The sequence below is a fragment of the Pseudomonas sp. Y3 TE3536 genome, from assembly GCF_053629175.1.
In genome coordinates this window covers 669347-681068 of sequence record NZ_JBRJHU010000001.1, presented here as the reverse complement: position 1 = coordinate 681068, position 11722 = coordinate 669347, and the positions used below count along the sequence as shown (strand labels likewise).

The 11722-nt window shown below is 64.0% G+C and carries 11 protein-coding genes; 3 read left to right on the top strand and 8 right to left on the bottom strand.

Annotation, left to right across the window (positions count from 1 at the left end):
* The first annotated feature begins 94 nt into the window (after positions 1-94).
* Complete coding sequence (locus AB7M33_RS03025) at positions 95-304, top strand: cold-shock protein (RefSeq protein WP_027595776.1); 210 nt, start codon at positions 95-97, stop codon at positions 302-304.
* 71 nt (positions 305-375) lie between these two features.
* On the opposite strand, the gene AB7M33_RS03020 is transcribed toward AB7M33_RS03025, so the two are convergent.
* The 4 genes from AB7M33_RS03020 to AB7M33_RS03005 all read right to left on the bottom strand — a co-directional run bounded on the left by AB7M33_RS03020 (position 376) and on the right by AB7M33_RS03005 (position 5433).
* Complete coding sequence (locus tag AB7M33_RS03020; protein WP_027595777.1) at positions 376-753, bottom strand: hypothetical protein; 378 nt, start codon at positions 751-753, stop codon at positions 376-378.
* 17 nt (positions 754-770) lie between these two features.
* On the bottom strand, positions 771-1583 hold the full coding sequence (locus AB7M33_RS03015; protein WP_027595778.1) for a putative RNA methyltransferase: 813 nt from the start codon (positions 1581-1583) through the stop codon (positions 771-773).
* Positions 1583-2734, bottom strand: coding sequence for a succinyl-diaminopimelate desuccinylase (gene dapE / locus AB7M33_RS03010; protein WP_027595779.1), 1152 nt, complete (start codon positions 2732-2734; stop codon positions 1583-1585). Before dapE ends, AB7M33_RS03015 begins: the two co-directional genes overlap by 1 nt.
* A 107-nt stretch (positions 2735-2841) precedes the next feature.
* A complete protein-coding gene (locus AB7M33_RS03005; protein WP_027595780.1) occupies positions 2842-5433 on the bottom strand; it encodes a glycosyltransferase in 2592 nt (863 codons plus the stop codon).
* A gap of 133 nt (positions 5434-5566) precedes the next feature.
* Between AB7M33_RS03005 and tcdA the strand changes: the two genes are divergently transcribed.
* Positions 5567-6376 carry a tRNA cyclic N6-threonylcarbamoyladenosine(37) synthase TcdA gene (gene tcdA, locus AB7M33_RS03000; protein ID WP_027595781.1) on the top strand — a complete coding sequence of 270 codons (810 nt, stop codon included), beginning with the start codon at positions 5567-5569 and terminating at the stop codon, positions 6374-6376.
* A gap of 9 nt (positions 6377-6385) precedes the next feature.
* Here tcdA and AB7M33_RS02995 read toward each other — a convergent pair whose 3' ends face one another.
* The 4 genes from AB7M33_RS02995 to AB7M33_RS02980 form a co-directional block, all read right to left on the bottom strand.
* Positions 6386-6796, bottom strand: coding sequence for a SufE family protein (locus AB7M33_RS02995; RefSeq protein ID WP_454242398.1), 411 nt, complete (start codon positions 6794-6796; stop codon positions 6386-6388).
* Complete coding sequence (locus AB7M33_RS02990; RefSeq protein WP_454242397.1) at positions 6793-7998, bottom strand: cysteine desulfurase; 1206 nt, start codon at positions 7996-7998, stop codon at positions 6793-6795. Before AB7M33_RS02990 ends, AB7M33_RS02995 begins: the two co-directional genes overlap by 4 nt.
* 78 nt (positions 7999-8076) lie before the next feature.
* A complete protein-coding gene (gene dapD / locus AB7M33_RS02985) occupies positions 8077-9111 on the bottom strand; it encodes a 2,3,4,5-tetrahydropyridine-2,6-dicarboxylate N-succinyltransferase (protein ID WP_027595784.1) in 1035 nt (344 codons plus the stop codon).
* A 41-nt stretch (positions 9112-9152) separates the two neighbouring features.
* On the bottom strand, positions 9153-9500 hold the full coding sequence (locus AB7M33_RS02980) for an ArsC family reductase (protein WP_027595785.1): 348 nt from the start codon (positions 9498-9500) through the stop codon (positions 9153-9155).
* Positions 9501-10045: 545 nt separating this feature from the next.
* Between AB7M33_RS02980 and AB7M33_RS02975 the strand changes: the two genes are divergently transcribed.
* The gene (locus tag AB7M33_RS02975) at positions 10046-11692 is read left to right on the top strand and encodes a Na+/H+ antiporter (protein ID WP_265968627.1); all 1647 of its coding nucleotides are present in this window, start codon (positions 10046-10048) and stop codon (positions 11690-11692) included.
* Positions 11693-11722 lie beyond the last annotated feature (30 nt).

Genomic DNA, 11722 nt, shown 5'->3' with positions numbered 1-11722 from the left:
CACTTGCAGGATATTTCGGCAAGCGGCGTCGGCACGCGGTGATGACTGCGGGCCTACAAGGCGATCTTCACAATAAAAATCCGGAGTAGTTCAGATGTCGTCTCGTGAGACTGGGAATGTAAAGTGGTTCAACGATGCCAAGGGCTATGGCTTCATTCAGCGCGAAGGTGGTGCGGATGTGTTCGTCCATTATCGGGCGATCCGCGGTGAGGGGCATCGTACCCTGGTCGAAGGGCAACAGGTCGAGTACGCCTGCGTGCAGGGCCAGAAAGGCCTGCAAGCCGAGGACGTAGTAGGGCTCTGAGCCTCATGTGGTAAGCCTCAAGCTGCAAGTCCGTGTCACTTGCAGCCTGATGCGATCAGTTTCCAGCGTGTTCAGCTGGTGCGCCAGGTGATTTCCTCTTCACCGTCGGCGCTGATGCGGATCCAGCGATCGGCATCTTCTTCACCGTCTTCCTCGACCCAGCCACCCGGTGCACAGCGTACTTCGACGCCGAGCGCGGCATGCGCGGCGCGTGCACAGGCGACGTCATCAGCCCACGGCGTCTGGTCGCTTTCCAGGTAAAGGCTGTTCCATTTCCCTACAGCCTTGGGTAACCAAGTGACTGGAATGTTACCGGCCTTGCATTTGAAGGTCTGGCCTTTTTGCTGCCATTCGCTGCACGGGCCGACGGCCTCGGCGAGCCAGGCGGCAATCTGCTTGTGGTCGACGTCGGCGTCCTTCAGGTAAATCTCGATATCAGGTTGGCGCATAAGGGCTCCGGGTGTGCTCAGTCTTGGCGCACGAAATAGTCATAACGCATGGAAACCGTGACCTCGAACGGCTCGGCCTGGTCGATCACCAGTGCCCGTTTTTCGGCGCTGGCGCGCCAGCCGTGCGGGGTCATGGCCAGCAGGTCGGCACGTGCCTTGGGCGCAGCCAGGCTCAGGCGGAACTCAAGGGTTTCGCTGTGCGCATGGGCCATGCCGTCCGGCACCAGGGCCAGGTGCTTGTCGTCGGCGTACGGGCGCACTTCATCGTAGAGCACTTCACGCAGCTCCATCAGGTGGCCGCTGGTCGGGCCGACCCGCATCAGGCCACCGCCAGGGCTGAGCAGGCGCTTGGCTTCGGCCCAGTCCAGCGGGCTGAACACGCTGGCGATGAACTGGCAGCTGGCGTCGGCCAGGGGCACGCGGGCCATGCTGGCGACCATCCAGGTGACCGACGGATCACGCCGGCAGGCGCGCTTGACCGCTTCGCGAGAAATGTCCAGGGCGTAGCCGTCGGCATCGGGCAGGGCTTGGGCCAGCTGGGCGGTGTAGTAGCCTTCACCGCAGCCGATGTCCAACCAGGCAGCAGGCTGGCGCTCGGCGGCGAGCTCGGCCAGGCGACCGGCCACCGGGGCGTAGTGTCCGGCGTCGAGGAAGTCGCGACGGGCTTCGACCATGGCTTGGTTGTCACCCGGGTCGCGGCTGTTCTTGTGCTGCACCGGCAGCAGGTTCAGGTAACCCTGGCGGGCGCGGTCGAAGCGGTGGCCGGCAGGGCACACCACGCCATTGTCGAGCCGCGACAGGGCTGCCTGGCAGAGGGGGCAGGCCAGCATCAGGCGAGCAACCGGACCAGGGTCTGGTAGTAGATCTCGGTCAGCAGGTCGAGGTCGCTGGCCAGGATGCGCTCATCGACCTGGTGAATGGTGGCGTTGACCGGGCCGAGTTCTACCACCTGGGTGCCCATGGTGGCGATGAACCGGCCATCGGAGGTACCGCCGCTGGTGGACGGGCGGGTATCCCGGTCGGTGACGGCCTTGATGCTGGCCGACACCGCATCGAGCAATTCGCCCGGCTCGGTAAGGAAAGGCAGGCCGGACAGTGCCCAGTCGACGCTCCAGTCAAGCTGATGCTTGTCGAGGATTGCCGCCACCCGCTGCTGCAGGCCTTCGACGGTCGACTCGGTAGAGAAGCGGAAGTTGAACAGCGCAGTCAGCTCACCGGGTACCACGTTGGTGGCGCCAGTGCCGGAATTGAGGTTGGAGATCTGGAAGCTGGTTGGCGGGAAGAACGCGTTGCCTTCGTCCCAATGCTCGGCCGCCAGTTCTGCCAGGGCGGGGGCAGCGAGGTGGATCGGGTTGCGCGCCAGGTGCGGGTAGGCCACATGGCCTTGCTTGCCACGCACAGTCAGTTTGGCGCCCAGCGAGCCGCGGCGGCCGTTCTTGACCACGTCGCCGAGCAGGGTGGTGCTTGAAGGCTCCCCGACGATGCACCAGTCCAGGCGCTCGTTGCGTGCTTTCAGGCGCTCGACCACGGCCTTGGTGCCGTGGTGGGCCGGGCCTTCTTCGTCGCTGGTGATCAGGAAAGCGACCTTGCCACGGTGGTCGGGGTAGTCGCGCACGAAGCGCTCGCTGGCCACCACCATCGACGCCAGGCTGCCTTTCATGTCGGCGGCGCCACGGCCGCAGAGCATGCCATCGGCATCGATCAGCGCTTCGAACGGCTCGTGCTGCCACTGCTGCACCGGGCCGGTCGGCACCACGTCGGTATGGCCGGCGAAGCACAGCACCGGGCCGTCCTGGTTGCCATGGCTGGCCCAGAAGTTGTCGACGTCTTCGATGCGCATGGGTTCGAGCTGGAAGCCCACGGCGCCCAGGCGATTCATCATCTGCGCCTGGCAGTCGGCATCGACGGGGGTGACCGAGGGGCGACGGATCAGGTCGCAGGCCAGTTGAAGGGTAGGCGAGAGCTCGGCAGGGGCCGTCATGGGGAACTCCGGGGCAAGGCAAGGCGGAAAAACGAGGGGCGTTATCTTATATCAAACGAGGGTTGTCGGCACGGGGCAATGGGGCCGCTGGGCGGCCCCGGCCTGTTTCAGGTGGCTTGTGCTTCGACGTTCTTTTCGGCAGGTTTTGGCAACGACGACAGCAACGCCATCACCAATGCCGCCAGGTACGGCAACGACTGCACCAGCAGCATCGCCACCCAGAAGCGCATGTCCGAACTTGGCAGCCCTTGCACCAGATAGATGCCCAGCGCCGCGCCCCACAACAGCAGCATGATGAACAGTTCTTCGCGCGCTTCGGAGAGGGCCACCAGCACACCATGGCTGTCGGCATTCTTGGGCGTGCGGAAGAACGGCATGCTGCTGGTGAAGAACCCGTACAGCACCGCCTTGGCGATGGTGTGCGACAACGCCAGCCCCGCCAGCGCGGCGGCGAAGGCATCCTTGAGGTTGACCCCGACCGCCCGGCGGTACAGGAAGATGATCTTGCCCACCTTGAAGAAGAACAGCGCCAGCGGGGGGATGGCGAAGATCATCAGCGGCGGGTCGACCCGGTGCGGCACGATGATCATCGCCGCCGACCACAGCAGTGCGCCGACGGTGAAGAAGATGTTCATGCCGTCGGCGATCCACGGCAGCCAGCCGGCCAGGAAGTGATAGCGCTGGCCGCGGGTCAGCTCGCTGCCCTTGCCGCGCAGCAGGGCGCCGGCATGGTGCTTGATGATCTGGATGGCGCCGTAGGCCCAGCGGAAGCGCTGCTTCTTGAAGTCGATGAAGGTGTCGGGCATCAGGCCCTTGCCGTAGCTGTTGTGGGCGTAGGCGGCCGACAGACCTTTTTCGAACACCCGCAGGCCCAGCTCGGCGTCCTCGCAGATGCACCATTCGGCCCAGCCCAGTTCTTCCAGGACTGAACGGCGGGTCATGGTCATGGTGCCGTGCTGGATGATCGCGTCACGGTCGTTGCGGGTGACCATGCCGATGTGGAAGAAGCCCTTGTACTCGCTGTAGCACAGCTTCTTGAAGGCGCTTTCGTGCTGGTCGCGGTAGTCCTGGGGCGACTGCACCACGGCGATTTTCGGGTCGGCGAAATGCGGCACCATGTGCTTGAGCCAGTTGCGGTCGACGCAGTAGTCGGAGTCGATTACTGCGATCACTTCGGCATCTTTAGCGGTGTGCGGGAGCAGGTAATTGAGCGCGCCGCCTTTGAAACCGGCCAGGGGCGCGACATGGAAGAACTTGAAGCGCTCGCCAAGCTTCTCGCAGTGGGCCTTCAGGGGTTCCCACACGGCCGGGTCCTTGGTGTTGTTGTCGATCACCAGCACTTCGTAGTCGGGGTAGTCCAGCGCGGCCAGGGCATCGAGGGTCTGTTTGACCATCTCGGGAGGCTCGTTGTAGCAGGGGACGTGCACCGACACCTTGGGCCGGTAGGCGCTGTCGGCCTGCACCGGCAGGAATTCGCGACGGCGCTTGTGTATCCATACCGCCTCGGCCAGTTCGTGGGCTTCTGTCAGCAACACGATGAACACGCCCAGCGCACCCAGCGCCAACAGCACGCCCACGGTGAGGCTGAACCAGGTGCTGTATTGCTGGCTGTAGTCGTAGGCAATCCACACCAGCACCGACCCGCACAGGAAGGTGATGAAGGTCAGGAAGGTGCGGCCACGCTGGCGCAGGGCAGAGCCGTCGATGAACAGCACCATCAGGGCAATCATCGCCAGCACCACCGAGGCGACCGCCAGGGCACGCCACTGCGGGATGGCGACTACCGGGCCATCGAAGTTGAACTTCTGCTGGCGCTCGGCGTTGAACACGCCCCAGTAAGCCCCCACCGAACCTTCGTCACTGGCTTTCCAAGGCTGGTCGTAGGCCTCGATCACAAAGTAGTTGTAACCGCGGCGGTTGAGCGTGTTCACCAGGGTGCGCAGGTAGATGGCCTGGTCAGCTTGGGTCGCATCGGCACCGCCGCGCATGCGGCCATTGCTCGGCCAGCCGACTTCCGATAGCAGCAGCGGCTTGCGCGGGAACTGCTGCTTGAGATCGCGGGCGCGGTCGAGCACGAACTCCACCGAGTCCTGCATCGGCACGAATTCCCAGTAAGGCAGGATGTGCGCGGCGATCAGGTCGACGTGCTTGGCCAGCTCCGGGTGTTCTTTCCAGATGTGCCACTGCTCACTGGTGGTGACCGGCACCTTGACGGCGGCGCGTACCCGGTCCAGGTACTGGATCAGTGCCTCGGGCGTGACTTCTTCGCGGAACAGCGCCTCGTTGCCGACCACCACCCGCACCACGCTGCGCGAGGTGTTGGCCAGTTCGATGGCGGTGGCGATTTCGCGCTCGTTGCGCTCAAGGTCCGGGCTGATCCAGATACCCAAGGTCACCCGCAGGCCGAATTCCTCGGCCAGGCGCGGGATATCTGCCTGGGTGCCCTCTACGGTATAGATGCGGATGCTGTCGGTCAGCTTGCTCATCTGCTCCAGGTCTTGGCGCATCTCGTCGTCGCTGGGGTACTGGCCCTTTTGCGGGCTCTCGCCGAGGCGGAAGGGCGAGTACGAGAAACCAGAGATCTGCTCCGGCCAGGCAGGCGCGGAGACGGGGCGGTTGATCAGCGCCCAGAACCCGGTGAACAGCGCCGCGATGGCCAGGACCACGACCAGGTTGAGGCCGAATTTGCGTGATGACATTGTCGTCCAAGTCTGTCGAATTGAGTGAATATTAAAGCAGGATTGGCCGGCACTTTCCTAACCATGGAGGCCAACGGCGCCATTGGCATATAATGCGCGCCGTTTTTAGCGGTATGCGCTTCGGGGTAGCAAGATGAGCACAGAAGATCCACGCTTTGCCGGCGTCGCCCGGTTGTATGGCGATGATGGCCTGCAGCGGTTGAAACAGGCCCATGTGGCGATCGTCGGTATCGGCGGGGTCGGCTCGTGGGCGGCCGAGGCGTTGGCGCGCAGTGGCGTGGGCGAGATTACCCTGTTCGACCTCGACGATGTCTGTGTCAGCAATACCAACCGTCAGGCCCATGCCCTCGAAGGGCAAGTGGGGCGGCCCAAGGTCGAGGTCATGGCCGAGCGCCTGCGGGCGATCAACCCGGCTTGCACGGTGCACGCGGTAGCTGACTTCGTCACCCGCGAGACCATGGCCGAGTACATTACCGAAGGCCTCGACTTCGTTATCGACTGCATCGACAGCGTCATGGCCAAGGCCGCGCTGATTGCCTGGTGCAAGCGGCGCAAGATCGGCGTTGTGACCACCGGTGGCGCGGGGGGGCAGATCGACCCAACGCAAATCCAGGTCGGTGACCTCAACAAGACCTTCAACGACCCGCTGGCTTCGCGGGTACGGTCCACCTTGCGCCGCGACTACAACTTCTCGCGCAATGTCAGCCGTAACTACGCCGTGCCGTGTGTGTTTTCCAGCGAGCAGCTGCGCTACCCCAAGGGTGATGGCAGCGTTTGCCTGCAGAAGAGTTTTGTCGGTGAAGGCGTGCGCCTGGACTGCTCGGGTGGTTTTGGCGCGGTGATGATGGTGACCGCGACCTTTGGCATGGTCGCGGCCAGCAAGGCCGTGGAAAAACTGGTGGCGGGTGCCAGGCGGCCGTCAGAGCGGGTCAAAGCCGAGTAAGGCGCTGATTCAACTGACTGCACCCAGCTCTGCCATCCGCAGCAACACTGCATGCAGGCCATTGCTGCGCGAGGGGGACAGTTGCCGCTCCAGGCCTAACTGGCTGAACCAGCCCGGTAAATCCACGTTGGCCAGCTCGCTGCTGGCCAGGCCCTGCACCCGCACCAACAGCAAGGCCAGCAACCCGCGCAACAACCGTGCATCGCTGCTGGCCTTGAATCGCCACTGGCCATCCCGCTGTTCAGCCACCAGCCACACCAGGCTTTCACAGCCATGCACACGGTTGTGCTCGCATTTGTCGGCCTCACTCAGCGGCTCAAGACGATCACCCCACTGCATCAGCAGCCGCGCACGTTGCTCCCAGCCGCGGGCCTGCTCGAACTGTTCCTGCGCCTCGCGGGCAGCTGTCGATAAACTCATCGCAACATCTCCAGCCCTTGATCCAGCGCCTCGAAAAAGCGCTGCAGGTCATCGCTGTCGTTATACAGCCCCAGCGACACCCGAATCGCCCCCTCAAGCTCCAGCCCTTTGAGCAGCGGCATGGCGCAATGATGGCCGGCACGCACGGCGATGCCTTGCTCGGTCAGCAGATGGGCGATGTCGGCATTGTGCACCCCTTCGATCACGAAGCTGGCCAAGGCCGTCTGTGGCGAGCCGAGCACGCGGATGCCATCGCGGTCGGCCAGGCCGCGCAGCAAGTGCTGGTGCAAGCTGGCCTCATGCCGTTCGACTGCCTGAGCATCAAGGCTGGCCAAGTAATCGAGCGTGGCGCCCAGGCCGATGACGCCCGCGATCGGTGGGGTACCGGCTTCGAAGCCCAGCGGGGCGGGGCGGAAGCTGGCGCTCTGGTACTCGGCCAGTTGCACCATTTCACCGCCAAATTGCCAGTGGCGCAGCAGCGCCAGCGCCTGGCTGCGACCGTACAGCACGCCAACCCCTTCCGGCCCATACAGCTTGTGGCTGGAAAAGACATAGAAGTCGCACGCCAACTGCTGCACATCATGGCGGCCATGCACCACGCCCTGGGCCCCGTCGACCACAGTCAATGCGCCTTGGGCCCGGGCATGGGCCAGCAAGGCCGACAGCGGCTGCCAGGTGCCCAGCACGTTGGACAGCTGGCTGACCGCCAGTACCCGGGTGCGTGGCCCGATCAGTTGCAGGGCCTGATCGAGGTCGATGCAGCCGTGAATGTCGAGCGGCAAGATGACCAGGCGAAGGTTGCGCCGCCGGGCCAGCTGTTGCCAGGGCAGCAGGTTGGCATGGTGTTCCAGGGCACTGACGGCGATTTCGTCACCGGCTTCGAAGCGGTGCTCCAGGCCATAGGCCAGCAGGTTGAGGGCCGAGGTGGCGCCATGGGTGAAAACGATCTGCCGCGAATCGGCGGCATTGAGCCAGGCGGCAACCTTGTCGCGGCTGGTTTCGAACGCCTGGGTCGCCAGCGCGCCGGGCAGGTGTTGGGCACGGTGCACGTTCGCCGCGCCATGGCCATAGTAATTGCTCAGGGCATCGATCAGGGCTTGCGGTTTCTGGCTGGTGGCGGCGCTGTCCAGGTAAGTCTGGTGCTGCCGTTGCAGGGCGGCGATGGCGGGGAAATCGGCACGCCAGGGGGAGGGCTGGAACATGGTCGCGGGGCCTGGAATGAAAAACGGGTCTGGCATTACGCCAGACCCGATCTTATCACTTCAAACCGAGGAAGGTTCTCAGTTGTGGGCGTGCAGCGCCTCGTTCAGCTCGATGGCCGACTTGTGGGTCTTGCATTCCACCGCGCCGTTCAGCGAGTTGCGACGGAACAGCAGGTCGGTCTGGCCGGCCAGGTCGCGGGCCTTGACCACTTTGACCAGCTCGTTGTTCTCGTCGAGCAGGTTCACCTTGGTGCCAGCGGTGATGTACAGGCCGGCTTCAACGGTATTGCGGTCGCCCAGCGGGATACCGATACCGGCGTTGGCGCCGATCAGGCAGCCTTCGCCGACCTTGATGACGATGTTGCCGCCACCGGACAGGGTGCCCATGGTCGAGCAGCCGCCGCCCAGGTCCGAACCCTTGCCGACGAAGACGCCCGCCGAAACGCGGCCTTCGATCATGCCTGGGCCTTCGGTGCCCGCGTTAAAGTTGACGAAGCCTTCGTGCATGATGGTGGTGCCTTCGCCGATGTAGGCGCCCAGGCGCACACGGGCGGTGTCGGCGATACGCACGCCGGCCGGGACCACGTAATCGGTCATTTTCGGGAACTTGTCCACCGAGAACACTTCCAGCAGCTCGCCCTTCAGGCGTGCTTCCAGTTGCAGTTCGGCCAGCTCGCCCAGGTCGACGGCGCCTTGGTTGGTCCAGGCGACGTTTGGCAGCAGCGGGAAGATGCCGGCCAGGCTCACGCCGTGCGGCTTGACCAGGCGGTGCGACAGCAGGTGCAGCTTGAGGTAGGCCTCTGGGGTCGAGGTCAGCGCAGCGTCTTCGGCCAGCAGGGTGGCGACCAGCGGCTTGTGGCTTTCGGCCAGGCGGGTCAGCAGGGCAGCTTGGGCGGCATCGACGCCTTTCACGGCTTCAGCCAGCTGCGCCGCTTGCGCATTGCTGAACGCAATGGCCTGGTTGCCGCCTTCGTAGCCGAGGATCGGGGTAACGGCAGCGATCAGCTCGGCGCTTGGGTTGACCAGTGGTTGTGCGTAGAAGACTTCAAGCCAGGTGCCCTGGCGGTTCTGGGAGCCGACACCGAAGGCCAGGCTGAACAGGGTATTGGACATGGGATTACCTCGTGCGAAATGGGGTGGAAGCGCAGGCGGGCTCAGGCCAGCGCTGCGGCATACGAATCAGGTTTGAAACCAACCAGGGTGCGCTCGCCCAGATCGAGCACCGGGCGCTTGATCATCGAAGGTTGGGCAAGCATCAGCTCGACGGCCTTGGCCTGGTCGATATCGGCCTTGCTGGCGTCGTCGAGCTTGCGGAAGGTGGTGCCGGCACGGTTGAGGATGACTTCCCAGCCGTGCTCGTCGCACCAGCGGTTCAGGCTGTCACGGTCGATGCCTTGGGTTTTGTAGTCATGGAATTCGTAGGCGATGGCTTTGTCTTCGAGCCAGGTACGCGCCTTTTTCATGGTGTCACAGGCTTTGATGCCGTAGAGCGTGTAAGTCATTGTGTACATTGGGGCAAAGGTTCCCCAATTTCTCCATTTTTCGAAAGTCAGTCGCGGGATTATGCGGGAACGATTCGGTGAGCGCCACGGGGTGTGGGCGAATGGGGAGGGGTTGAGCGTTGTAGCGCCTATGAGACCGAGCGCCGCCCGCGCGGCGCTTCGCAGCACAAGGCTGCTCCTACATCTGTTTCTGGCCAGTCACGCCTGTGGAATCTGCGCGCGACCGCCTTGTTTGTCCGACTCGATATCAAAGTGGGCACCAAGGGGCCGCGCGCCCATGCCACAGGAATAATTGGCCCGAAACAGATGTAGGAGCAGCCTTGTGCTGCGAAGCGCCGCGCGGGCGGCGCTCGTTCTCATAGGCGCCAACGCACTTCAGCCTTGCCCCCCGTCACCCAAAAACATGCATCATCGTGTTACATATTCCCGCCGCACCTGCGACTATCGTGCAGCGGCCCCGCATTGCCATACGCCGCTAACATATTGTTTCAATGGCGATGTTTCGCCCCGCTACGGTTATTGATTCATAAAGGAAGCTTTCACGGATGCAGTCAGCCTATACCGTCCTCATTCTGCTCACGCTGGTCAGCGTGTCGAAGCTGGTCGGCCGGATGATTCCGCTGCCCCTGCCATTGGTGCAGATTGCCGCTGGCGCGCTGCTGGCCTGGCCCACCCTGGGGCTGCACGTGGCCCTGGACCCCGAGCTGTTCCTCTTCCTGTTCCTGCCGCCGCTGTTGTTCGCCGATGGCTGGCGCATTCCCAAGCGCGAGTTGTGGCGCATTCGCGGGCCGGTGGTGGCGCTGGCCGTGGGGTTGGTGCTGTTTACCGTGGTCGGCGCCGGATACTTCATTCACTGGCTGTTGCCGAGCATCCCGCTGCCGGTCGCCTTTGCCCTGGCCGCGGTACTTTCGCCTACCGATGCCGTGGCCGTTTCGGCCATTGCACAGGACCGTCTGCCAACCCCGCTGATGCATATGCTGCAGGGTGAGGCGCTGATGAACGATGCCTCGGGCCTGGTGACATTCAAGTTCGCCTTGGCCGCAGCGATCACCGGGGTGTTCTCGTTGGCCGATGCAAGCTTCAGCTTCGTCCTGGTCGCCCTTGGCGGCCTGGCGGTCGGCGTTGCCCTGAGCTGGCTGATCGGCCGTCTGCGCGCCTGGATGATCGCCCGCGGTTGGGACGACCCCGCCACGCACGTGGTGTTCATGCTGTTGCTGCCCTTTGCGGCGTATGTATTGGCCGAGCGCCTGGGGGTATCCGGCATTCTGTCGGCGGTGGCGGCCGGCATGATGCAGAGCTGGCTTGACCTGCTGCCCCGCCAGACCAGTACCCGCTTGCTCAATCGCAGTGTGTGGTCGTTGCTGGAGTTTGCCTTCAATGGCCTGATCTTCCTGCTGCTTGGCCTGCAATTGCCGGACATCATCAAGGCCGTCGTGAGCCACGAGGCCACCGTGTGGCCGACCTTGGCCTGGCGCTGCCTGGATGTGCTGGCGATCTTCGCAACGTTGATCCTGCTGCGGTTTATCTGGGTGCAGAGCATCTGGCGGGCCATTGGTGTGGTACGCCGCTGGCGGGGCAAGCCGGCGCTGGTGCTGATGCCCACGGCGCGTTCCTGCTGGCTGCTGACCCTCGGGGGCGTACGTGGCGCCGTGACCCTGGCGGGTGTGATGTCGGTGCCGCTGTTGATCAGTGCGGGCCAGGCGTTCCCCGAGCGTGATTTGCTCATCTTCATCGCCGCAGGGGTCATTCTGCTGTCGTTGATCAGTGCCTGCATTGCCTTGCCGATCCTGCTGCGTGGCGTCACCCAAAGCCCGGACGAGCGGCTGCATCAAGAAGTGCTGGAAGCTTGGCGACGCACGGCCGAGGCCGCGATTCATGCCCTGGAGGCGGAAGAGGTGATCGATGCCAACGCGCCGCAGGATGCCGCGCAGGCGACACTGGCGACCGAGCTCAAGGCACGGTTGATGGCCGAGTACCGGGACGAGCTGGACAGTTACAACGACACGGCGGAGGCACGGGCCATGGCTGAGCAGATGGACCTGCTTGAGCGGCGTTTGCGCTTGCGTGCGCTGCGGGCGCAGCGGCTGGAGTTGTACAACCTGCATCGCCAGCACCTGGTGGGCGATGAGGTGGTGCGGCAGGTACTGGGTGAGCTGGATATGAGCGAGGCGAACCTGGGCGCTGTCCGGTAGGTCGCAGGGGCTGCTCTGCAGCCCGTGAGA

Coding starts and splice junctions, on each gene's coding strand:
- dapD (WP_027595784.1), bottom strand. CDS start 9,111: ATGTCCAATACCCTGTTCAGCCTGGCCTTCGGTGTCGGCTCCCAGAAC.
- AB7M33_RS03015 (WP_027595778.1), bottom strand. CDS start 1,583: ATGCTGGCCTGCCCCCTCTGCCAGGCAGCCCTGTCGCGGCTCGACAAT.
- AB7M33_RS02990 (WP_454242397.1), bottom strand. CDS start 7,998: ATGTTCCAGCCCTCCCCCTGGCGTGCCGATTTCCCCGCCATCGCCGCC.
- AB7M33_RS03020 (WP_027595777.1), bottom strand. CDS start 753: ATGCGCCAACCTGATATCGAGATTTACCTGAAGGACGCCGACGTCGAC.
- tcdA (WP_027595781.1), top strand. CDS start 5,567: ATGAGCACAGAAGATCCACGCTTTGCCGGCGTCGCCCGGTTGTATGGC.
- AB7M33_RS02995 (WP_454242398.1), bottom strand. CDS start 6,796: ATGAGTTTATCGACAGCTGCCCGCGAGGCGCAGGAACAGTTCGAGCAG.
- AB7M33_RS03005 (WP_027595780.1), bottom strand. CDS start 5,433: ATGTCATCACGCAAATTCGGCCTCAACCTGGTCGTGGTCCTGGCCATC.
- AB7M33_RS03025 (WP_027595776.1), top strand. CDS start 95: ATGTCGTCTCGTGAGACTGGGAATGTAAAGTGGTTCAACGATGCCAAG.
- AB7M33_RS02980 (WP_027595785.1), bottom strand. CDS start 9,500: ATGACTTACACGCTCTACGGCATCAAAGCCTGTGACACCATGAAAAAG.
- AB7M33_RS02975 (WP_265968627.1), top strand. CDS start 10,046: ATGCAGTCAGCCTATACCGTCCTCATTCTGCTCACGCTGGTCAGCGTG.
- dapE (WP_027595779.1), bottom strand. CDS start 2,734: ATGACGGCCCCTGCCGAGCTCTCGCCTACCCTTCAACTGGCCTGCGAC.